The sequence below is a fragment of the Marinobacter sp. V34 genome (assembly GCF_055524115.1).
The window spans coordinates 82,588-103,369 of record NZ_JBUPZY010000013.1; the positions used below are offsets into that span (position 1 = coordinate 82,588).

A 20,782-nucleotide genomic window follows, 5' to 3' on the forward strand; every position below is an offset into this window, starting at 1 on the left:
TCCCGATTTTAGGAGCATGAATGAAGCCACCAGAAGGAGTCATGCAGCTAAGTAAAGCTGGTGATAATCCATTAATAGAATCCCCCATATTTTATCGGTGGCTTGTGCTAATTTTCGCAGCGGCTTTCCTAGCAACCCCATTGCTTTCGGTCGAGTGGTTTGACTCAGTCAAGATTCCGTTCTATCTGTTCGGTGCGTTTGTTCTATTTCGTTATTCTGCTGTTGCCAGGTCATCCTACCCGGTTTGGTTGATGCTGTTAGTTGTAGTACAAATGACTTTTACGTGGATTTCTTTGTTGATTGACCATCCTGAGATTGCTCGAAGTGGCCCTTCGATTGAAGACTACCTGGATAAGTTTGCCTTTCTGATCGTGGCTATTGCTCTTGGGGGGCGTACCAGTAATCTCAGGACATTAGTCTTCCTGATGGCCGTATTGATATTTATGATCCCTTGGGTTTTAGGGGACGGCCTGGATGATTTCTTTCATGGTTTGCGGGGGGGGCGGGAAGGTCTGGGGCTTAACCCGATCAGGACAGCATTGTATCTTTCTCTCGTCGTGCTTGGGCTGCTTGCTTTTAGGAAAAGGTTTTTTGGAGTTCACTCCATTGTATCGCTAGGCGCATTGGTTTGGGTGACTCTATTGCTTTTATGTATCGGCACGCTTCTTATGACGCAAACGCGCGGGGTGTTGGCGTGCCTGCTATTGGTTCTCCTCGTCTTCGGTTTACATAGTGTGTTGAAGAAGCGAAAGGTGCTTCTGCGAAACAAGCGCTATACCGGGATAGCTCTGTTGTCGTTTCTTCTGCTTTTATTGGCGGGCGCTCAGACTGAGCTGGCGGGTAAGAATTATGAAAAGTATGGTGGAGAGCTATCGACGGTCCGAACAATCTTCGAGGGTGACTTTGATTCTTTTCCCAATAGCAGTTGGGGGTTGCGAGCACAGTTCTGGATAGTCGGTGCAAAATGGATAGCTGAGCGACCGTTTTCTGGCTGGGGCTACCGAGCTGGGCGGTATGTGCTGGAGCAGGAGTCGAAGACTAATGAAAAGTTTAAGTACTATCGTCAGTTACACAACTCCTATCTTGAGTTGACTGTTCGCTATGGCGTCGGAGGGCTTATTATCATTCTTTCTCTGTTTGTCTGGGTATTGTATCGATCCCAACAGGCTTGCAGACGAGGGAATATGTCGACAGAACTAAGGAACTTCACCTTTACTTCCATCGCCCTATTTATGCTCGCAGCTAACTTCTATGGTCTTTTCTTCGATGACGTATACGGTCTGCACATAATGACCCTCTTGTTAGGGATTCCTGTTTCCTTTATCTATAAAGATCTCCTGGCAAAAAGATCTGAGAATACACGAGCCTCATCCGTGGAATGCTAAAGGAAAGCGGGTGTCACTTGACAACCCGCCTGTAGCCTTTCAACAGGCATATCAAAGCTCCCAGTTTACGAGCTATATGGGAAATGCGGCGTTTTACGAGAGCAACAATCTTTCGGGCACCAATAGTTGATTTGTACTCCAGCTGGGAGCGTTCTTGCTCAAGGTGACTGCCAGATAGTTCTTTGGGGTGTGCGAGTTGATCTGCATAATATATGTTCGTTTCAGATCCACGAAAGAATGTTCCCCACGCATCAGCCAATCTTAAAGATCGTTTCTGAATGTCGAGAATCTGTTTTGCGCTTACCGGCGTTACCACGTAACAACAGGTGCGAAAAATATGGCTGTTAGAGTAGGGCGCAAGACGAAATAAACCGTTGGTGCTCGCTGATTTTCCGAAAATGTATTTTCGTGCGGGCATCCCTTGCTGTCCTCCGCATATGAGCAATGATTCGGATGGAAGTGCTGCGCCCAATTCCATGATGGCGTCAATGTCGCCATCATTGCCAATAACATCGTCCTCCAGAATCAGGGCAACGTCAGCCCCTGAGCTAAGGAAGGACTCCAGAGCGTGCACATGGCTTAAGCTGCACCCAACCTCGCCAGGTAGCATCAGTCGATGGCCTTGTGCCATCGGCGTGGCAATATGTTCGAAAAACTCTTTTGCGCTGAGCCTTCTGCCGTCAACAGCATTAATCCTTATCATTGTTGGGAAATGACGAGGAAAGCGATCTTCGAGTGTTCTTCTCTTCTCTGAATCCTGATCCAAAGAAACGAGGTAGATTGGGTATGTTCCAGGGTTCATTCAGTTATCTCGGGTTAATATCATAAATGTATTAAAAATCGTACTTCAATAACCTGAAGTCGGGCTCGTAGAAATTATAAATGACGTCTTTGACCGAGCCGTTCAGGAAGTACCCTTCGAAGTCTTTTTCTCGAGCACTCGTATTCTTGGTTTCCAGATCTTTAGCGTCGTGGATCATACTTGCAATGTACTGGTAGTCCTTCTGGATGTTTTCGTGGCGGCCAACAAAATCAACTACAAGTTTGTTGTCAATATAGAGAAAATCGGTTTGCCTTTTGAAATGAATATGCTTCTGTATTTTTTCATTACTAGAGAATCCGTTTAACACGAAGTCATCAAAGTTCTTGTATTTATCAATGACCTCTCTCTTGAAAAGGAGGTCGTGGGAGTTGTTCCCCCCGGTTCGTAGATATTCGTAGGCCGAAACGAAACGATCGTAGGGATTGCGTGTGAAGGTGAACTTGAACATTGAGTTGAACTTGGCACTTCCATATATCTGCAGGTATTTCTGGCAAGGCGCATGCCCCAATCCGGCCAGTCGCCCAAAAAGGCCCTGATTGATGGCGGTCCCCGCCGCCTTCGGTATATGTATGAATATCATGTTGTATTCATTGAATTTTTCAAGACGATATGAGCCCTGTAGTTCTTTGTGATATTTCAGTTTCAGTAGGTGCTTGACCCGGAGTGAGAATTTGCTCTGTTGTCGTGGCATGGGCGCTCTCGTTGCTTTGGTAACTTCGCGTTATGATCCCAGCCGTTGAGCTTCAAAACAACAAGCTGACTCAAAATCAACAACCCAGCGCAAGTCATGCGACGTCTCAGCAAGCGCGTCCAACTGTTGAGCCGTGGATTTGTGGCTTGGGTCATAATTATGGACATCTCCCGGTGATCATCTTGTTCTCTGTATCTCGGGTTTCGGCCATTCTGGTGATGAACATTACTAAGATCACGATGGATTAGAAAGTTGGGTGCAGGTCACTACTACAAATTGCCGCAGGGGTGCCAAGCCCTCCGGCAAATATACGGTATCTGGCACGCTCCTCAGTTACTTGGAAAAGGCTGAAGCGAGCAACCACTTCAATTGCCTTTGACGCACGCGAATGGAGTAAGGGCAGATTCGCGCCAACAGTTTAATGACGTATAGTGCTTCGCTTTGGTGACTACGGTCCCATAAGCGCTTAGCAGCCCTCCCCATGAACTTTTCCGCAAGAACGGGGTGCTTGGTCAAGAAGTCCAGATTCTTTTCAATTGCCTTGAGGTCTGACTTGGCCTGTAGTTCAGATTTTTCGCTACTGCTGAGACGGGGGGCGTCATGCACCCGTATGTTGATCACTGCCTGCTGAGCAGGAAGCGCAAGAAAACCAGCTGCTAGCAGCCGGAACGTCAGATCGCGATCTTCGGAAACAATCAGTGACTCGTCGAAACCTTCTACCTTGCCGAAGGCAGATTTGTGAACGGTTGTGCCAGAGCAGCCGGTTTCCATCAGGCTGGCCATTAACTCTACGCTGAGTGTGTCCGTGCCCGGAGCTACTGCCGGTGTTTTCCGGGGCTTGGTTTCGCCTGATGTCTCGTTGACTATCAAGCGGGAAGGCCAGAAGATTTTTGCAAGGCGTTGATCGTTAATGGTGGCATCAATTGATTCGATAAACTCCCGGTCAATCCAGTCGTCGTCATCGAGAAATACTATCCAGTCCGCAGTAGTGGCATTAACCCCTTGATTACGAGCGGCAGATACACCGGCGCTATGTTCATTTCGAATTACGGTGCATAACTCCGAAAGCCTTGGGTCGAGCTGGTCTGCAATAGGAGTGTTGCTTCCGTCATCGACGATAATGATCGAATTTGCCGGCTTTGTCTGATTGACGACAGATTCAATAGCCTCCGCAACATAGATGGGGCGGTTTTTCGTGGTAATGATGACGTCGATTGATGATGGCATAGTGAAAATATACTCAGAAAGCTGAAAAACGTTTCTTGCGCTTCACGTGGTTATCTAGATAAAAACCAAAATGCTCTTGAAAAGCCCCGAAACTGAGTTCAGGAGCAGACGCCCTAAACCAGCTTTCAACGAACGACAAATACCTTTCGCGTGACCAGTGCTTCTCGAACTTGCTGCGGTAGAAAAAACCAAATGAAAACCCTAACTGTTTCTCCAGCGGGACCGGGGAGTCGATTTTCGAAAATTCAAGATCAATAAGCCAGCACTGCGTGAGGTCCGGACAAAGTAAAAAATTGCCGGCCCAGGGGTCAAGATGCAACAAGCCATCTTTCAGTGCATCCAGGAGTGTATCGAATGCCAGTTTCATTGCGTCTGCGGCGCGTTGCGGTTGTTGCAGGGCGTAATCTTCCAGCGTGATGGCGCTAGACAGGTTCTCCGTCACCGAAAATGTCTGCTCAGGAAGACCAAAGCCATCAACCCGCCAACCGTAGGCGTAAATCTCTGGTATATAGGGCTTGCCCTGCATACGAAGGGCAGTGTCGAGTTCCGCGGTCGCCCATTCGAAGCGCCCGTGGCGCTGAATGCCAAAGCGTGCTCGAAGTTTTTGGCTGAAATATTTAAGCGTATTGGTTTTTAGCAGCAGCGGGGGGGTATAGCTGGCCATTGAGCTAGTCAGTTTTGGCTCTTCAGAGTCGAGCATTCGACAAATTTCCTGTTGCCAGGATTTTTCCGACGCTGGAGCTGCACTAACCGTGTCTTTTGCGAACAGGGTTGTCCGGTTCGAGAGGGCGAGTGCTTGATAGTCTGGATGGCGCAAATATTTCATCAGTTTTTAGCCGGCGTTAAGGGTGCAGGTCAAAGTGTTCCGCGAGCTCCATCCACTGATCTCGGTTTGCGTCTTCTCGAACATTTGACTTCTTAAGGGCAACGCCTTGAGAGAACGGAATCGGGTAGGGTTTGCGTTCCGCCTTCATCGTATTTCGAGATGACGTTCCCGCCAGGAGGCTCATTGCTTTGAACCAAAGATCATCTGCTTTGGGGGACAGCTTCAAGAACAAGTCACTCGACGTAGACATCTCTGACAATGATCCCGGCGGATAGAGCACCCCACCGTAACCTAGTGGCATAGTGTATGGGTCAGAGCTGTCAGGGGCCTCATAGGTCCATTGACGGTACGGCGCCGGAGATCTGGTTTCCGAGTAGCGAATTCTTCTGCACTGGTGGCCTATGATCTCATCTGGATTTTTTGTGTGAGCATGATAGAGGGATTGCAGCCATCCCTGTGGGTACATGAGGTCGTCGTCACACGTCACTATTATTTCTGACGGATGCTCTTTGAGGCAGTAAATCAGTTTAGTGTGTGGACCAACATCGGGCCTGAATCTTATTTCAAAGCGCGGTCCTTGCAGACGATGCAGCTTTCCCGGAATCTTGTTTTCGCATTCGTGCCCGAGCCAGAGAATGATCTTCTTCGGCGGTTGTGATTGTCTCAGAACACTGCGAACGGCCAGATGCACACACTTGAGTCGTGACTCAATGGAAGTGAGTGAAATAATGACGGGAAGCTCGCTCCCTCTGGAGGGATCGTGTAGTCCAGTGGCCTTCAGGGAGTTCAGATATATCATGCGCGCTAGCGACGGTGGATACTCTTTGACTTTCATGGTCCGCTCCTTAAGCAGTACTGAGAGTTCAACACGTTAGGACGACTGGGTGTTCTCGCCCTTATCGATGCCCTTTACTGCCCAGAAGGTTCCATTCTGTTTCACGTCTTTGCGAATAGCGCGGTTCTTCGCCCAGATTTCTGGCTTCGAGTAGCCGCGGGCATGATCCAGATGCAGGCACACGGTGCTGTAGCGAATCTGCCGGGACTTGTGGCCGAAGTTCCAGAGGCGCTCTCCGAGTTCCCGGTCCAGGCCACCGTATTGCATGTCTTCGTTGAAGCCATTGACCGCAATCAGGTCTTTGGTCCAGGTGGAGCTGTTCATACCGTTCCAGCTGGCTGCAGCGGGCGTGACGGCATTCAGGAGTGTCTTCTTCAGGGACGAGTTGGACAGCTTCCAGAGCTTGTGGTTCTTCGGTTGGCCCTTGCTGACGAGCCACTGTGGATCAAAGATGATGCCGCTGCGGATATCGTCGTCGGAAATCGCTTCTGAGACCGGCATGGTGAGCTTGATATAGCCACCGGATAGGAAAACGCCGGGCTCGGCCAGCCGTTGATGGGTGGCGATGAAGTCCGGTTCCGGGATGCAATCGCCGTCCGTGAAGATCAGGTAGTCGCAGTCGGTTTCCCGAATGGCCTTGTTAAGGATCTGGCATTTTCGGAAGCCTTCGTCCTCGTGCCAAACATGGTCGATCCGCAGAATGCCGCGCTCGCGGAATTGGTCGATCAGGGTGCGGGTCTCGTCGGTTGACCCGTCATCAGCAATGATCACCCGAAAGTCCGGCTGGCTCTGGTTTTCATAACCCGTCAGAACCTTGCTCAGCCATAGCGGGGAATTGTAGGTGGTGATGACAACACCAATGCGTTCTGGTGACATGGATCCGGCCTGGCCTTTATTCAGGGAAAACAGGCAGTCGTGGAAACTGCTTCGGTACGCGGATTATACAGTTTTAGGCTCCGGCGGGCACCGGCTGTGTACGGGGGATTTACTTACACACTCGCCCAGGTCGGTAAGGGTGAGGTAGGCCGGTTGGGCGGTGGCGAAAGCGCTTGTACTCCCACTGGTACTGTTCCGGCACTTCGCGCACCACATCCTCAATGGATTTGTTCAGGGCGGTTGTGGCGGTTACCGGGTCCGGGTCGGCGATGCCTGGCTCGCATTCGCGAATCACCAGCCTGAAGCCTTCGCCGTCTTTCAGGCGCTCGGAGTAGGTGACCAGGGGCTTGGCACCGGATTTCTGTAGCAGCTTCGAGACCAGAGTCATGGTGCGCACCTCCATGCCGAAGAAGGGCGCGTAGGCATTGCCTTTGCCCCTTGGGCTCTGGTCCGGGAGGATGCCGGCGACTTCTCCTTCCCTAAGCAGCGTAATCAGCCTTGCCAGCCCACGACGGTCACCACGAACCAGCTCTGAGCCCATGCGCCCGCGAACCTGGATCATGTAATCCTCGAACTCCTGGATATGGGGTGGGCTGTAAAGGGCGGCCATGCGGTATCGCGAGGAAAAATAAAGGCCAGTGAGTTCCCAGTTGCCAAGGTGTGGGGCCAGCAACAAAAGCCCACGGCCATCTTTTTTGGCCTCAGCCAATAGTTCCTCGCCTTCAATTTCGCGAATCAGGTCCAGGCAGCGTTCTACAGGCCACTCCCACATCAGGGGGATTTCCATCATTGTCTGGCCAGTGTGCCGCAGGCTGGAACGTACCATGCGGTCATGCTGTTCATCGGTTAGCTCTGGCAGGCAGATTTTCAGGTTGATGTCAGTGACTTTGCGGTACTGGGATTTGGACATCCAACTGAGCATCCCGAGGAATCGGCCGACAAGCTGGGCGCCACGCAGAGGCAGTTTGCCGGCAAGCCGGAGAGCAGTAATCAGAAACGTTGCTTTGGAAAGCGCCATAATCCGGAGGACTATCAACAGGAAACAGGATGAGCGGAAGCTACCACCATCCGGCTTGGGCGGCAAGGTTGATGAATGTTCCCGTTGGCGATTACAGCTTTTGTGAGGCTTCCCAGCTTGTGCTTCGGTCGCCGGTTTCCCAGCCAATTCTCAGGTAAAAGCGCCGAATACGACGGCCAATGTACCGCTGTCGCCATGCGGGGAATCTGGCCAGCTTGTCGGGTATGGTGGGAGCGCCGAGCCCGTCCACCAGGAACAGCTCCGGTTGCCCGTTCCTGTCGGCAATCACAAGGTTGTGAGGCAGCAGGTTCCTGGTGAGGATGCCGGTGTCGAGTAACCAGTTGCAGAAGCGGTCTGCGGCATCCCGCATTGGTCGATCAAATCCATGGTCTTTCAGGTAGTGCTCGAACGTTTCGCCCGGTACGCCGTCGTTTCCTACGAGAAGCTCGCTCATATTTGCCAGGCCGAGTGAGGTGTCCACTGCACCGAGAAAATGCGGCAGATGGGCCCAGACCAATTCGCTGTCGCCGTCTGCGATCAGCCTCCGGATGGCTTGCTGTTGATGAGCCCTGAGTTCCTGGCGGTTGTCATCAATCCTCGTTCTGCCGAGTACCTTCTTTGGCCAGGCTTGTCTCTGGAAGCGTGCTTCGATGTTTTCAGGCCGCAGTACTTTGAGACACAATGCCGGATCATCCGGATGTCGGTAGCAGTGTCGGTTGTAGCCAGAGGCGAATGGTTCAATGCCTGACAGGTCAATCATGGATCGTATCCGGATCTCGTTTTATTGCTTTGTGCAACGGAAGCCTCGGGAAGCTACGCTATGAACGGTTGTATTGCCTACGGTGATTGTAATACCGAAGGCCTGAAAGACTACCACGAACCGGTCTGGTCGCAGATCGTCGCTCAGCAATTGGGGCTTTCGCTTACCAATTGCGGCCACACCATGAGCACTACACGTGAGCTGCTTCAGTATGCTGAGGCCTTCCCGCCCAGGAATTATAAACTGGTGTTTATTCAGTACGGACTCGTTGATTCCTGGCTCACCTTTCGCGGTGCCCCCTATGTGCTTTATTACCCGGACAGTCCCAGCAGGAAGTTTGCCCGAAAGCTGGTCAAGAAGCTGAAGAAATGGGCCCGGCGTTTCCATTTGCAGGACCGTTTGGGCGCGGTGGAGCAAGTGCCGCTGGACGAGTATCTTCGCAATATTGAACGGGTGGTGAGCTCGGCGCCTGACACCGTGTTTGTGTTGGTGGCTACGCCACCGAACCTCGATGAGCCCAGAAATCCCCGCATTGAACGCTACAATGAGGGGCTAAGCGGGTTGGCCAAGCGTGTGCCCAATACGGTCATGGCCGATGCCTACGGTCTGCTATGGCGGCAAAAAACCCAGTCTCTGATGGCGGATGGAACACACCTGACCGAAACCGGGCATCGACTGCTGGCGGATACGGTGATCAGCGCGCTGTCGAAACACGGGTCAACAGGTCCCGATAGAAAGTCTCTGTTTTCGACACCATCGCCTCAAGGCTGAGTTGCTCTTGGGCCTGACGAAAACTGCAGCTTTGGGAGTCCCTTAGCGCCTCAGGGTTGCTCAGATTAGTGCGAATCAGTGTGGTGATATCCTCAACGCTGTCAGACGCCGCAATGCTCTGTTCTGGCAGGAATTCCCCTACACCGCTAACCGGCGTCGACAGGACCGGGCATCCGGCCATCAGGGCTTCTACCATGATATAGGGGAAACCCTCCCGACTAGAGGTGATGCTGCAGGCAGTCGCGGCCTGAAGCCAGGGCATCACTCCGGATTCATGCCCCGGAAGCAGAACGCGATCTGTGACTTCCAACTCCCGAATCAATGCGTTGAGTTGAGGGCGCTGGCTGCCTTCTCCAAGGATGACCAGCCTGCCACCGCAGTCAGCGGCTGCCCAGGCGTGGATAAGCCGGTCGAATTGCTTGACGGGTTCCAGGCGGCCAGCTGCCAGCAAGAGTGGGCGTTCCTCGGGAATCGGGACGATGGTGGCGCTTGCGTTGCCATCGCTGTAGGTATCCGCAGGTTGCAATCCATTGTGGATCAGCCGTGTATTGGGGTGAACTATCGAGTTGGTCATGTTGCGGCTGACACCAATCACACCGTCCAGTCGCGCGAACGCGCCGTGGGAGCGTTTGGTGCCATGAAGCGTGCCCAACGTTGCGCCTGCCATTTGAAGGGTGGTGCTGATCAGGCTCGCGGCCTTATTGCCCTGAGCGTGAAGGATGTCGGGTTGGATAGAGCGAAGTAAACGGCGTAGGCGGTACTTTAACCAGAGATTGCGGCGCCCGAGCTGGAAGGGCAGTGGATGAAAATGAACGGGTTCCACAAAACGCTCCCTGTAAGCGTCGTGTGCCAGAACGTGTACTGTGTGGCCCTTTTCCGATAGAGCGCTGGCCAAGTCAGCCGTGTGCGTTTCCATGCCGCCCCAGCCTGTGCCGGGAGTGGCGATGACCAGTGCAACAGTTAGCCGGCCTTGAGCATTCATTACGGTGCCTGTTTGTGTGCGAGAAGGCTGTCATAGACCTGAAGCGAGGATTCGGTCTGTGCCTCCAGCCGGAACCGCCAGGGAATCTCAATGGTTGGTGTGGGATTCGCGATGAGGTTCAGCGTTGTCGCGGCGAATGCTTCGATGTTGTCGGGGGGCACCAGCCCTTCGGAAAAGCAGGCTCGCAGCGTTTCAGCGGCTCCGCCGCGGTCGAAAGCGGCGACCGGCGTGCCAGAGGCGAGCGCTTCCGTGACTGTGCGCCCGAATGGCTCGGGCTTGGTGGACATATGGCATACCACATTCGCCAGCAGGTACAAGGTAGTCATGTCATTGCGTTGGCCGAGGAAGCTCACCTTGTCGACCAGGTTCAGGCGGGCGCGTTCTTTTTCCAGTTCTTCCAGAAATTTCTCCTTGCCGGGTTCGGCGCCGCCCGCGATGACGCCGTGGCAGTCTGGCCGTTCCTGCACCAGTCGCGACATCATGGCCAGGAAATCCAGCTGGCCTTTCCAGCGTGAAATGCGCCCGGGCATCATGATGATTTTCTTACCGGCTAACTGAGGGTACTGCCTGAACCAGCGGTCAAGCCATTGTGGGCTGAGCTCCCGCTGACGGAATGCCTCTACGTCCACACCGCGCTGGATGACCGTCAGTTTTTCTTCCGGCACAGGATAGTTGTTCAGAACATAGTCTCTAACACATCCAGACACGGCAATGATGTGGTCAGCCCGGGTCATGATGGCGCTGTAGGGAGTGACGGAATACATGCCATGAAACGTCGAGACAACGACCGGCCGCTGATTTTTCGGGATGGTTTTTTGTGCCAGGAAAATGATCCAGGCTGGCATGCGGGAGCGAACATGCACGATGTCCGGTTTCAGCTCCAGCAGCAGTTTTCGCATGGGGAGGATTTGCCCGAACGACGCCGGGTTCTTCCGGTGTATTGGCATGAATATGTGTTCCGAACCTTGCCCACGGAGCTGCTCCGCCATGGGCCCGCCTTTCGAAACCACATAGGACTCGTGCCCACGTTTCACCAGGTCGGCGGCGAATTCCACGGTGCCTCGTTCAACACCGCCGCTGTATAACGCCGGTAACGCCTGCAGAATCCTCAACGCTTGCCTCCTCTGAGAAAATGGTCGATCAGCCACCGTGCAGCCCTGTCGGCCTCCCATAACACCTTTGCACCGCGCAGGGTGCCTGCCATCACCGAGGCATGGTCGCTCCAGCGTGCAACGTACCCGTTATCCACCAAGCTGGCCATGCCCCTGGCAACGCGGCTGTTGGTTTTGGGCGTCAGTTCGAACAGGCCAGTGGGAACGCCTGAGGTGGCGGCCTCGCAGGCCATGGATGCGCTGTCTGGTGTGACCCACACCGCCCGGGAGGCGGCGAGTTGGTGGGGGAGCCAGCTGGCGTGGGTCCGCTCTGGGTCGTCAACCGTGACTTTCGGGCCTGTCAGCTCGTCCAGCTGCAATAACAGGCTGTTGGGCGTGCGACGCGAGCCACTGATCGTCCAGCGCCACTCCGGATAGTGGCCCATCAGTTGGGATACTTGCCCCAGAACCACGTCGTCGTCCCAGTCAAAATGGTTGGAAGGGCCACCGATGAGAATAAGGCCTTCGGGCTTATCGGTTATTCGCGCCAACGGTGTGATCGCGTTGACCACGCCTTCGGTTGTGAGGACGCGTTTCGCGGAAGCGACCCCATCGTGTTTCGGGATAATGGCCGCGTCGACCCAGTTGAGGGGGAAGCCCGGTCTCATTAAAACCACCGTCTTTACTTTCCGGAGCCGGCGCAGGGATAGCAACAGGCGGTGGGTGCCGCTACCGGCTGCGATAATCAGGCTTGGCGTACCAAGGTCTTTTTCCATAGCCGGGGCAACCCCAACCAGTGCCCTCCACAGGGGCAGCGGAAATTCGGTTGCATCAATCTCATTCACGCTGGCGCCGGCCAGCACCCGAAGCCGGTTGCCCAGCCCTTTCAACTGGTTGCGGTGGCCGGGCTTTTTGTCGGTCAGTAGCCAGACAACCGGGGCGTGTGAGCCGGTGCGGGAGTGCATTCAGTTTGCGTCCTTGCCATACAGGTCCGGATCTTGCCTGGAGGGGCGGGTCTTGAAGCGGCGATGCATCCACAGGTACTGGTCCGGGTGTTTGCGGATTTCGTTCTCGATGGCTTTGTTCACCAGTGTTGCGTCCGCCATGTCGTCTCCGGAAGGAAAGTTCTCCAGCGGAGGGTGGAAATAAATATCGTACCCTGGCGAGTGTTCCCGCCGGAAATGGCTAAACGGCACCACTGCACAGTCGCTACGATCCGCAATGCGTGAGGTGGCGGTAATGGACCCCGCACGCACCCCGAAAAAGGGGGCAAAAACGATGCCTTTGCGGCCGTAGTCCTGATCCGTGGCGTACCAGACGATACGATTGCTCTTGAGTTGTTTGAGCAGGCCTCGCAGGTTCCGGCTGTCCAGTGCCATACCGTAACGACCTTCCCTGGCGCGGGTCATCACCGCGTTCATCAATGGGTTATTATGGTCGCGCTGCATTACGTCGGCTTCAATGTATTCGGTGACCAGGGCGCCCCCCAGGTCCAGGGTGCTGTAATGGCCGCCCAGCAACAGGATACCCTTGCCTCTGGCAAGGGCTGCATCGACGTGTTCGAGGCCGTGCACCTGCGTAATGGACATGAAGCTGGTGGGGTTGCGGAACCAGGCCAGCCCGATCTCCATTACACCGATGCCGTTGGCGCGAAAAGACGCCTTCACCAATGCCTGCTTTTCCGTTTCGGATAATTCTGGAAAGCAAAGTCGAATGTTCACGTCGGTGATTTGCTTGCGACGGTGGGCAAAGCGATAGGCGAGGTCACCAATCCGTTTGCCCAGCCACCATTGGAACCTCAGTGGCAATTGGGCCCCCAGCCACATGGTGGCTACCCCTATCCAGGTCGGCCACCAGCGCGGATGAAGGTAGCTGGCGTAGCGGGTGTCGCGAGTTCTCTGTTTAGATGTCTTCACTCGTGTCCGTCCCTGATGATTTTTAACGGCAAGAACCGCAGTTTAGCAGGGCCATTATCCCTGGCTAAAGCCGCAATATCCGCAAGTTGCGGAAAATCATGAATTCCGGGTCGCAGACGCCGGCCACCGCTTTATGTAGAATGACCGCCGCATCGACCCGGCCGGAGTTACCATGCTTCATTCTCTTTACTCCCTTTTTTTCCGCATTGCGCTGCCGTTTGTGCTGCTGCGATTGTGGTGGATCGGGCGTACCAATCCTGAAGCATTCGTACGTTGGCAGGAGCGTCTGGGGTACGTGGAGGACTTCGACGAGCCGGTCATATGGGTTCATGCCGTTTCGGTGGGTGAGACCATTGCTGCCGCACCCCTGGTGAAATCCTTGCTGAGGCGTAACCCTGATATTCCCATATTGATGACTGCGATGACTCCCACCGGTTCGGCCCGTGCCAGGGCTTTGTTCGGTGACCGGGTGCGCTATGCGTTCTCGCCTTATGATACGCCGGGTGCGGTGCGCCGTTTCGTTGACCGGGTAAGGCCCCGGGCTCTTGTGATTATGGAAACCGAGCTTTGGCCTAATATGATTGCTCTTAGCCGCCAACGCCAAGTGCCCATTTTTTTGATTAATGCGCGCCTCTCCAGCCGCTCCGCGCGGGGATATGAGCGGGTGGCCTCACTGGTTCGTCCACTGCTCCGCAGTATCAGCTGGATAGCCGCGCAGGCGGAGGAAGACGCTGGTCGGTTCCTGCGCATTGGGGCCACGCCGAAATCGGTGTCGGTGACCGGCAGCATCAAGTTTGATGTTGAGGTCTCAGACGACGTCCGTACGGAGTCTTCGGGCTTAAGGCAGGCGTTGGGCGCTGACCGCCCGGTATGGATTGCGGCCAGTACCCATGAAGGTGAGGATCGCCAGATACTGGAAGCCCACCAGAAAATCCTCCAGCATTTCCCGAGTGCATTGTTGATGATCGTGCCGCGGCATCCAGAGCGTTTTGATGATGTGGCCAGACTCACTGACTCCATGGGGCTCTCTCTTGTCCGTCGGTCCCAGTCAGGAAGTGTCGGGGGCGGAAAGGTAGGGAGCAAGGTGTATCTCGGTGACACCATGGGTGAATTGCTAATGCTTTACGGCGCCTCCGATGTGGCCTTTGTGGGCGGCTCGCTGATTGAGCGTGGCGGACACAACCCGCTGGAGCCAGCCGCTTGGGGTATACCCGTGCTTTCCGGCCCGCACATATTCAATTTTGAAACCATATATGACCGCCTTAATGCAGGGGCAGGGCTGTATATTACGGATTCGGCGGAGTCTCTTGCCCAGTGCGTCGTTAATCTCTTTTCGGACAAATCTTCTGCGCAAAAGGCGGGTCACAATGCGCTGGCGGTTGTGAATGCCAACCGTGGTGCGCTCGAGAAAGTGGTCGATGGGATTGTTGAGCGGGTCTAAAGTGTGATTGTGACGTTATAGATGGGGCTGGGACACTGCAATCGCAGCTTGCCCCAGCCCGGTTTGGTTTGAGTTAAACTACTGGGAAGGATTGTCTATAGTTTCCTGCTCGTTGGCCATGGCTTCAATCCCAGGCGCTGATGCGCTCAACCAATTGTTCAAGTCCACGAGATCCTGAGGGCTGAGAGTGCCGGCCGCCTGTTTCAGGTTCAGGGTGTTAATCACGTAGTCGTAACGGGCATTGGCAAAGTCACGCAGCGCCACGTAATAGTTCCGTTCCGCATCCAATACTTCCACGATGTTCCGTGTACCCACTTCGTAACCGGCGCGGGTGGCGTCCAGTGCGCTGCGGCGGGAAATGATGGTTTGTTCCAGCGCAGAGGCAGACTCAATGTTGGTATTCACGGTACGGAACAGGCTGCGCGTGTTTACCCGGACATCCCGTCGCACAGTTTCCAGCGACTGCTCTGCCACAGTCACTTGGGAGCGCTGCTGTCGCACACCGGCCTGGGTTCCGCCGCCCATATACAGGGGAACGTTGAGGGTAAGGGCGATACGGCCCTCGGTGGTTGTGCCGTCGCGCTGGCCTTGTGTCAGGGTTGGCTGCTCCAGCCCGTCGATCTCCGTGTTGCCGTAGGACGCATTCAAATCCAGTGTAGGTAGGTGACCGGCTTTCGCACTTTTCAGGTTCGCCTCGCTGGTGTTCAGGTCATAAAGGGCTGACTGGATCTGCCAGTTCTGGCCCAGGGCGGTGTTTTCCCAAGCTGAAGGGTCCATGGGGTCCGGGCGGCCGAGGGGAAAATTTCGGCGGAGGTTATTCAGTTCTTCGGTGTATTCGCCGGTCAGTCGGGCCAGTTGTTCGCGGGCGATATCCAGGTCGCTCTCCGCAGCGATACGCTGGCTCTTGCTGTCGTCATAGCTGGCACGGGCTTCGTACACTTCGGTAATGGCAATCAGCCCGACATCGAAGCGCTCCTGTGCTTGCTCGTACTGGCGCTGAATGGCCGCCTCGGTAGCGAGGGCCGTGGTTAGGGTGTCTGCTGCCCTGAGAACATTGAAATAGGCGGTCGCGACATCAAGTATCAGTTGTTGCTGCGCCAGGTTGTATTCGGCCTGAGCGGCTTCGGTCTGGAACTTGCTGGCGTCGTAATTAAACCAGGTGTCGGCGCGGAACAATGGTTGGGTCAGCTCGACGCCGTAGGCGTAGGTTTTGTAGGCAGCGTCCTGGCTGGGGCCGTCCACATCGGTGTGGCTGGCTTCACCAAAGGCACCGATTTGAGGCAGCAGGTTACTACGACTGACGTCGCTTGCTGCCTGCTGAGCTTCAAAAGTGGCGCGGGCGGTTGCAATGCCGGAATCATAGGAGAGTGCTTTCTCGTACGTCTCAACCAGATCCATGGATAGTGCAGGCTGGGCTGCGAGCAGTCCAATCAGCCCAGAAAGCAGTCGTTTCTTCATGATGTCTCCTGTTAGTGAATCACCCGGCGTGTTGGAATACCTGGCCACATATGTTCAGATAACCATTGAGCGTTTCAGGCTCGCCATTATGGACAATAATCGGCCTGAGCTCTACACTTGCAGTCGGCACTGATTGTAAGTGTCAATTACATTGATTTCGCGTCTTGACGGGGTGCTGGCGTCAGAACATCTGACCGCCGGCTGAGATTGCCAGGCAGAACCCGCAACCTGATCCGGATAATACCGGCGTAGGGATTTGAGACAATATGCTGCAACGACACAGAACCGCTCTGTGATCACTGCCCGTCATGCGCGACCCGTATACCTAATCAACCCGGGGACGCACTATGACAACAATACCTTCCTATCTCAGCGATTCAGCAAAAGTCGATTCTGCAGCCACCAAGCCGCTGCCCCAGTCCCGAAAGATCTACGTACAGGGTAGCCGACCTGATATTCAGGTGCCCATGAGGGAAATTACGGTGGGCGACACGCCGACGGACATGGGCGGCGAAAAAAATGCGCCGGTGGCCGTTTATGACACTTCCGGCCCATATAGCGACCCGGAAGCAACCATTGACCTGCGTAAAGGGCTCAAACCCATACGCTCCGCCTGGATCGAGGAGCGTGGAGACGTTGAGCAGCTATCCAGTTACACCTCTGAATTCACGCGTCGCCGTATGAAAGACCCACTGCTGGACCCACTGCGTTTTATGGACGAGCGTAAGCCGCTGAAGGCCAAGCCCGGCAAGAACGTCAGTCAGATGCACTATGCCCGACAGGGGATCATCACGCCGGAAATGGAATTCATCGCCATTCGCGAGAATATGAAACTGCAGGAGGCCCGGGATCAGGGGCTCCTGAAAGATCAGCATCCAGGCGAATCATTTGGAGCGTCTCTGCCCCAGGAAATCACCCCTGAGTTTGTACGGGACGAAGTTGCATGCGGCCGGGCGATCATTCCCAACAACATCAACCACCCGGAAACAGAACCGATGATCATCGGCCGCAACTTCCTGGTGAAAATCAACGGCAACATCGGCAACTCGGCGGTCAGTTCTTCCATTGAGGAAGAAGTCGAAAAGCTCACCTGGGGCACCCGTTGGGGCTCTGACACCATCATGGATCTGTCCACCGGCAAGAATATCCATGAAACCCGCGAATGGATCATCCGCAACTCGCCGGTTCCCATCGGCACCGTGCCGATCTACCAAGCATTGGAAAAAGTCGGCGGTGCGGCCGAAGACCTGACCTGGGAAATCTTCCGCGACACATTGGTTGAACAGGCAGAGCAGGGCGTGGATTACTTCACCATCCACGCTGGCGTGCGCCTGCACCACGTACCTATGACGGCGAAGCGTACTACCGGCATTGTGTCTCGCGGCGGCTCCATCATGGCCAAGTGGTGTCTGGCTCACCACCAGGAAAGCTTCCTGTACGAGCACTTCGAAGACATCTGCGAAATCATGAAAGCCTACGATGTGGCCTTCAGTCTCGGTGACGGCCTGCGCCCCGGCTCCATTGCAGATGCCAACGACGAAGCCCAGTTTGGCGAACTGGAAACCCTGGGAGAACTCACCAAAATTGCCTGGAAGCACGACGTCCAGTGCATGATTGAAGGTCCGGGCCACGTGCCAATGCAGCTGATCAAGGAAAACATGGACAAGCAGTTGGAATGCTGTGACGAGGCACCATTCTACACCCTCGGGCCTCTGACCACCGACATTGCCCCTGGCTATGATCACATCACGTCGGGCATCGGTGCGGCGATGATCGGTTGGTACGGTTGCGCCATGCTTTGCTACGTCACCCCAAAGGAGCACCTGGGCCTGCCCAACAAGGATGACGTGAAAACCGGCATCATCACCTACAAAATCGCAGCCCATGCCGCTGATCTGGCAAAAGGCCACCCCGGTGCCCAGATCCGCGACAACGCGCTGTCCAAAGCCCGCTTCGAGTTCCGCTGGGAAGATCAGTTCAACCTCGGCCTGGATCCGGACACCGCTCGCGCCTTCCACGACGAAACCTTGCCCAAGGACTCGGCCAAGGTGGCACACTTCTGCTCCATGTGCGGCCCGAAGTTCTGTTCCATGCAGATTTCCCAGGAAGTTCGGGAGTATGCCAAGGAAAATGGCCTCGACGAGGTGTCGGCGGTGGATGCCGGAATGAAGGAGAAGTCTCGGGAGTTTGTGGAGTCTGGGTCCAAGCTTTATGACAAGGTTTAGTCTAGTTGAGCTTTAGCCTGGATTGACTGGAGTTTGAGCCGGGGCCACCACCCCGGCCCAAGCTTGCAGTAGCCCCGATATTCCGGCTATCGTTCAGAATCGTTCTCAAAAACAGATCTCAAATGACCGAACCGTTCCAGTTTAAAGACCGCGACGTAAAAATCGAAAAACGCGAAACCGTATTCCATGGCTTCTTCCGCATGGACAAGCTCTGGCTGACGCACCCGCGCTTTGACGGCGGGCAAATGCCCACCTTTACCCGCGAACTCTTCATCCGTGGCGACGCCACCTGCGTACTACCCTACGATCCCGATCGCGACGAAGTCGTTCTTCTCGAACAATTCCGCCTCGGCGCTCTTGGCCGAAAGCAGTCGCCCTGGTTACTGGAGCTCGTAGCAGGCATGAACGAGGAAGGTGAGGCACCTGAAGACGTTGCCCAGCGAGAAGGCCAGGAAGAGGCCGGCCTGACGTTCAAGCCGTTGGACAAGATCTGCGACTACCTCGTGTCTCCTGGTGGAAGCACGGAACTAATCCACTTGTACTGTGGTCGCATCAGCACCGAGTCCGCTGGTGGTCTCTACGGCATGGAACATGAACACGAGGATATCCGTGCTCACGTATTTAGCGCCGACGAAGCCATCGCAATGATTTATGATGGACGTATCAATAACGCTGCCGCGATCATCGCGCTGCAGTGGTTGCAGTTGAATCGCCCGCGATTGCGGGAAGGTTGGAGCTGATATGACAGAGTGGGTCATGAAACCCCGGCGCTACGTACCGGATCTAAGACGTTTCGGCGCGCTGTGTGATGGCAATTACATGCGACTTCACCGCCTGCGGAGGCTTGAGGCCAAGGGGCGCCCCGTTTGTGAATTCGAGCTTCATCGTGAGGACCAGTACCTGGGCCGTGTTCGCATTGAAGTGCTGCAAACCACGAAATTTACGGAAACCCTGCTGCTTGAACAGGTGCACAACTCCGGTCGCTGGCTGAATAACCCTCAGTTGACGGTTCGGGTCTACCACGATGCCACCATGGCAGAGGTCATCAGCTGTTACCGCGACCGACAGATTGCGCCGGTGAACGATTACCCGAACCGCTTCATGCACCACCCGGACGAGAAAGTTCAGGTTAACAGCTTCCTGGCCGACTGGCTGGATTACTGTCTGCGTTTTGGCCACCTGCCGATGGAACATGCCGCTTGGTCCGCCGGAGAGGGCGTGGACTAAGGTTGTATGTTTGCCCTGCACCCAATGGCATAAAGTGCGCGTAGACTGTGCGAGAGTTGTCAAAACAGGCAATTGTCTGGGAAAGCCTGAACAGAATGTGATGAATATTCTGGATGCCGGCGGAAAAACTCAATAACCTGCCAGTAGGTCTGCTTCACCGGTGTGTGTTGCGCAAACGCAAGAACCACGAGTGCCATGACAGAGAACGACAACCAGCGTGCCCTCCGGGTGCTACAACTGACTGACCCGCACCTGATGGCTGATCCGGCGGGTGAGCTGTTGGGCGTCAATACTAGAGACAGCCTCGACGCGGTTATCGCTCAGGTACTCCAGGAACATGGTCAGCCGGATCTTATCCTCGCCACGGGTGATATCGCTCAGGATGCCAGCGAAGAAGCCTACCGCCTGTTTGGCGACAAATTGAAGGTCTTCCGGTGTGACTCGTCCTGGATGGCTGGCAATCATGACGACTCGCCACTGCTATCCCGTATCGCCGCCGAGCGGCAGGCCAATCAGCGCCATATTATCCAGGGTGGGTGGCAGTTTGTGTTGCTGGATACCTCGGTTCCCGGAAAAGTATTTGGCGAACTGGCGGAGTCAGAGCTGGCGTTCCTGGAGAGGACGCTGAGTGAGCATCCCGACCTGCCAGCATTGGTCGCTCTTCACCACCATCCGGTTGAAATCGATACCCGCTGGATGTCACCGATCGGTCTTTGCAATCGTGACGCGTTCTGGGAAGTGATGGATCGTTTCCCACAGGTGAAAATCGTCCTCTGGGGGCACATCCACCAGGAATTGGATCAGACCCGTAAGGGGGCCCGCCTGCTGGCGACGCCGTCGACCTGCATACAGTTTACAGCCGGCTCCGTGGAATTTTCGGTGGAGGATAAGGCCCCGGGGTATCGATGGTTTGAATTGCTGCCGTCGGGCGAATTTACCACCGAAGTCGCCCGCGCGACGGATTTTGTGTTCGAGCTGGATAGCAACAGCACCGGATATTAGCTGGTTACAGATCGGCAGGCGGCCTGTTAATGACTGCCTTATTGCGTATATAATTCAGTCTTCGCTCAGGACGAGCAAGAGACATTTACTTCTTCAGGGACCGAAGACATGCCCCAGGCAACCGGACTGCAGTTCACGGCCACCCTTGGCCAACTCCCCAAAGACCTGTTCGTGGTCGCCCGCTTTGAACTGACCGAGTACCTTTCCAGGCTCTGCTACTGCAAGCTG

At 54.9% G+C, this 20,782-nt stretch carries 20 protein-coding genes, 1 pseudogene and 1 riboswitch; of the genes and pseudogenes, 8 read left to right on the top strand and 13 right to left on the bottom strand.

What is annotated here, in order from left to right; all coding sequences use genetic code 11:
* Nucleotides 1–20 precede the first annotated feature (20 nt).
* A complete protein-coding gene (locus tag AC0B60_RS18435; protein ID WP_465087329.1) occupies nucleotides 21–1,385 on the top strand; it encodes an O-antigen ligase family protein in 1,365 nt (454 codons plus the stop codon).
* Nucleotides 1,386–1,398: 13 nt separating this feature from the next.
* On the opposite strand, the gene AC0B60_RS18440 is transcribed toward AC0B60_RS18435, so the two are convergent.
* From AC0B60_RS18440 to AC0B60_RS18475, 8 genes are all read right to left on the bottom strand, one after another.
* The gene (locus tag AC0B60_RS18440) at nucleotides 1,399–2,187 is read right to left on the bottom strand and encodes a glycosyltransferase family 25 protein (protein WP_465087330.1); all 789 of its coding nucleotides are present in this window, start codon (nucleotides 2,185–2,187) and stop codon (nucleotides 1,399–1,401) included.
* A 31-nt stretch (nucleotides 2,188–2,218) separates the two neighbouring features.
* Nucleotides 2,219–2,899 (bottom strand): sulfotransferase family 2 domain-containing protein, encoded by a 681-nt coding sequence (locus AC0B60_RS18445; protein WP_465087331.1) that lies wholly within the window; start codon nucleotides 2,897–2,899, stop codon nucleotides 2,219–2,221.
* Nucleotides 2,900–3,232: 333 nt separating this feature from the next.
* Nucleotides 3,233–4,126 (bottom strand): glycosyltransferase family 2 protein, encoded by an 894-nt coding sequence (locus tag AC0B60_RS18450; RefSeq protein ID WP_465087332.1) that lies wholly within the window; start codon nucleotides 4,124–4,126, stop codon nucleotides 3,233–3,235.
* A gap of 13 nt (nucleotides 4,127–4,139) precedes the next feature.
* Nucleotides 4,140–4,952: a protein kinase family protein gene (locus tag AC0B60_RS18455; RefSeq protein ID WP_465087333.1), complete on the bottom strand. Its 813-nt coding sequence runs from the start codon at nucleotides 4,950–4,952 to the stop codon at nucleotides 4,140–4,142.
* A gap of 16 nt (nucleotides 4,953–4,968) precedes the next feature.
* The gene (locus AC0B60_RS18460) at nucleotides 4,969–5,787 is read right to left on the bottom strand and encodes a glycosyltransferase family A protein (RefSeq protein WP_465087334.1); all 819 of its coding nucleotides are present in this window, start codon (nucleotides 5,785–5,787) and stop codon (nucleotides 4,969–4,971) included.
* 36 nt (nucleotides 5,788–5,823) lie between these two features.
* Nucleotides 5,824–6,663 (bottom strand): glycosyltransferase family 2 protein, encoded by an 840-nt coding sequence (locus tag AC0B60_RS18465; RefSeq protein ID WP_465087335.1) that lies wholly within the window; start codon nucleotides 6,661–6,663, stop codon nucleotides 5,824–5,826.
* Between the two features lie 109 nt (nucleotides 6,664–6,772).
* Nucleotides 6,773–7,681: a lysophospholipid acyltransferase family protein gene (locus AC0B60_RS18470; RefSeq protein WP_465087336.1), complete on the bottom strand. Its 909-nt coding sequence runs from the start codon at nucleotides 7,679–7,681 to the stop codon at nucleotides 6,773–6,775.
* A gap of 91 nt (nucleotides 7,682–7,772) precedes the next feature.
* Complete coding sequence (locus tag AC0B60_RS18475; RefSeq protein WP_465087337.1) at nucleotides 7,773–8,441, bottom strand: YrbL family protein; 669 nt, start codon at nucleotides 8,439–8,441, stop codon at nucleotides 7,773–7,775.
* 60 nt (nucleotides 8,442–8,501) lie between these two features.
* On the opposite strand from AC0B60_RS18475, the gene AC0B60_RS18480 reads away from it, so the two are divergent.
* Nucleotides 8,502–9,212: an SGNH/GDSL hydrolase family protein gene (locus tag AC0B60_RS18480; protein WP_465087338.1), complete on the top strand. Its 711-nt coding sequence runs from the start codon at nucleotides 8,502–8,504 to the stop codon at nucleotides 9,210–9,212.
* Here the strand turns inward: AC0B60_RS18480 and AC0B60_RS18485 are convergent.
* The 4 genes from AC0B60_RS18485 to lpxL are packed head-to-tail and all read right to left on the bottom strand — an operon-like array spanning nucleotide 9,136 to nucleotide 13,201.
* The gene (locus tag AC0B60_RS18485; protein ID WP_465087339.1) at nucleotides 9,136–10,194 is read right to left on the bottom strand and encodes a glycosyltransferase; all 1,059 of its coding nucleotides are present in this window, start codon (nucleotides 10,192–10,194) and stop codon (nucleotides 9,136–9,138) included. The genes AC0B60_RS18480 and AC0B60_RS18485 overlap by 77 nt on opposite strands.
* Nucleotides 10,194–11,306, bottom strand: coding sequence for a glycosyltransferase family 4 protein (locus AC0B60_RS18490; protein ID WP_465087340.1), 1,113 nt, complete (start codon nucleotides 11,304–11,306; stop codon nucleotides 10,194–10,196). Before AC0B60_RS18490 ends, AC0B60_RS18485 begins: the two co-directional genes overlap by 1 nt.
* Nucleotides 11,303–12,250, bottom strand: a complete 948-nt coding sequence (locus AC0B60_RS18495) for a mitochondrial fission ELM1 family protein (RefSeq protein WP_465087341.1) — start codon at nucleotides 12,248–12,250, stop codon at nucleotides 11,303–11,305. Before AC0B60_RS18495 ends, AC0B60_RS18490 begins: the two co-directional genes overlap by 4 nt.
* Nucleotides 12,251–13,201, bottom strand: coding sequence for an LpxL/LpxP family Kdo(2)-lipid IV(A) lauroyl/palmitoleoyl acyltransferase (lpxL, locus tag AC0B60_RS18500; RefSeq protein WP_465087342.1), 951 nt, complete (start codon nucleotides 13,199–13,201; stop codon nucleotides 12,251–12,253).
* A 172-nt stretch (nucleotides 13,202–13,373) separates the two neighbouring features.
* On the opposite strand from lpxL, the gene waaA reads away from it, so the two are divergent.
* On the top strand, nucleotides 13,374–14,642 hold the full coding sequence (gene waaA / locus AC0B60_RS18505; protein WP_465087343.1) for a lipid IV(A) 3-deoxy-D-manno-octulosonic acid transferase: 1,269 nt from the start codon (nucleotides 13,374–13,376) through the stop codon (nucleotides 14,640–14,642).
* Between the two features lie 78 nt (nucleotides 14,643–14,720).
* Here the strand turns inward: waaA and AC0B60_RS18510 are convergent, their stop codons facing one another.
* Nucleotides 14,721–16,100, bottom strand: a complete 1,380-nt coding sequence (locus AC0B60_RS18510) for a TolC family outer membrane protein (protein WP_465087344.1) — start codon at nucleotides 16,098–16,100, stop codon at nucleotides 14,721–14,723.
* Nucleotides 16,101–16,258: 158 nt separating this feature from the next.
* Nucleotides 16,259–16,373, top strand: a riboswitch (TPP riboswitch).
* Nucleotides 16,374–16,447: 74 nt separating this feature from the next.
* Here AC0B60_RS18510 and thiC point away from each other — a divergent pair.
* The 5 genes and pseudogenes from thiC to AC0B60_RS18535 form a co-directional block, all read left to right on the top strand.
* Nucleotides 16,448–18,325, top strand: a complete 1,878-nt coding sequence (thiC, locus tag AC0B60_RS18515; RefSeq protein WP_465087345.1) for a phosphomethylpyrimidine synthase ThiC — start codon at nucleotides 16,448–16,450, stop codon at nucleotides 18,323–18,325.
* A gap of 122 nt (nucleotides 18,326–18,447) precedes the next feature.
* Complete coding sequence (locus tag AC0B60_RS18520) at nucleotides 18,448–19,065, top strand: NUDIX domain-containing protein (protein ID WP_465087346.1); 618 nt, start codon at nucleotides 18,448–18,450, stop codon at nucleotides 19,063–19,065.
* A gap of 1 nt (nucleotide 19,066) precedes the next feature.
* The gene (locus tag AC0B60_RS18525; protein WP_007154643.1) at nucleotides 19,067–19,552 is read left to right on the top strand and encodes a DUF1249 domain-containing protein; all 486 of its coding nucleotides are present in this window, start codon (nucleotides 19,067–19,069) and stop codon (nucleotides 19,550–19,552) included.
* 195 nt (nucleotides 19,553–19,747) lie between these two features.
* Complete coding sequence (gene cpdA, locus AC0B60_RS18530; protein ID WP_465087347.1) at nucleotides 19,748–20,554, top strand: 3',5'-cyclic-AMP phosphodiesterase; 807 nt, start codon at nucleotides 19,748–19,750, stop codon at nucleotides 20,552–20,554.
* Between the two features lie 108 nt (nucleotides 20,555–20,662).
* Nucleotides 20,663–20,782, top strand: a pseudogene (locus AC0B60_RS18535) (contractile injection system protein, VgrG/Pvc8 family); the annotation flags it as partial.

What these genes read in the sequence shown, in the direction of transcription:
- AC0B60_RS18435 (WP_465087329.1), top strand. Translation starts at nt 21, where the DNA reads ATGAAGCCACCAGAAGGAGTCATGCAGCTAAGTAAAGCTGGTGATAAT.
- AC0B60_RS18440 (WP_465087330.1), bottom strand. Translation starts at nt 2,187, where the DNA reads ATGAACCCTGGAACATACCCAATCTACCTCGTTTCTTTGGATCAGGAT.
- AC0B60_RS18445 (WP_465087331.1), bottom strand. Translation starts at nt 2,899, where the DNA reads ATGCCACGACAACAGAGCAAATTCTCACTCCGGGTCAAGCACCTACTG.
- AC0B60_RS18450 (WP_465087332.1), bottom strand. Translation starts at nt 4,126, where the DNA reads ATGCCATCATCAATCGACGTCATCATTACCACGAAAAACCGCCCCATC.
- AC0B60_RS18455 (WP_465087333.1), bottom strand. Translation starts at nt 4,952, where the DNA reads ATGAAATATTTGCGCCATCCAGACTATCAAGCACTCGCCCTCTCGAAC.
- AC0B60_RS18460 (WP_465087334.1), bottom strand. Translation starts at nt 5,787, where the DNA reads ATGAAAGTCAAAGAGTATCCACCGTCGCTAGCGCGCATGATATATCTG.
- AC0B60_RS18465 (WP_465087335.1), bottom strand. Translation starts at nt 6,663, where the DNA reads ATGTCACCAGAACGCATTGGTGTTGTCATCACCACCTACAATTCCCCG.
- AC0B60_RS18470 (WP_465087336.1), bottom strand. Translation starts at nt 7,681, where the DNA reads ATGGCGCTTTCCAAAGCAACGTTTCTGATTACTGCTCTCCGGCTTGCC.
- AC0B60_RS18475 (WP_465087337.1), bottom strand. Translation starts at nt 8,441, where the DNA reads ATGATTGACCTGTCAGGCATTGAACCATTCGCCTCTGGCTACAACCGA.
- AC0B60_RS18480 (WP_465087338.1), top strand. Translation starts at nt 8,502, where the DNA reads ATGAACGGTTGTATTGCCTACGGTGATTGTAATACCGAAGGCCTGAAA.
- AC0B60_RS18485 (WP_465087339.1), bottom strand. Translation starts at nt 10,194, where the DNA reads ATGAATGCTCAAGGCCGGCTAACTGTTGCACTGGTCATCGCCACTCCC.
- AC0B60_RS18495 (WP_465087341.1), bottom strand. Translation starts at nt 12,250, where the DNA reads ATGCACTCCCGCACCGGCTCACACGCCCCGGTTGTCTGGCTACTGACC.
- waaA (WP_465087343.1), top strand. Translation starts at nt 13,374, where the DNA reads ATGCTTCATTCTCTTTACTCCCTTTTTTTCCGCATTGCGCTGCCGTTT.
- AC0B60_RS18510 (WP_465087344.1), bottom strand. Translation starts at nt 16,100, where the DNA reads ATGAAGAAACGACTGCTTTCTGGGCTGATTGGACTGCTCGCAGCCCAG.
- thiC (WP_465087345.1), top strand. Translation starts at nt 16,448, where the DNA reads ATGACAACAATACCTTCCTATCTCAGCGATTCAGCAAAAGTCGATTCT.
- AC0B60_RS18520 (WP_465087346.1), top strand. Translation starts at nt 18,448, where the DNA reads ATGACCGAACCGTTCCAGTTTAAAGACCGCGACGTAAAAATCGAAAAA.
- AC0B60_RS18525 (WP_007154643.1), top strand. Translation starts at nt 19,067, where the DNA reads ATGACAGAGTGGGTCATGAAACCCCGGCGCTACGTACCGGATCTAAGA.
- cpdA (WP_465087347.1), top strand. Translation starts at nt 19,748, where the DNA reads ATGACAGAGAACGACAACCAGCGTGCCCTCCGGGTGCTACAACTGACT.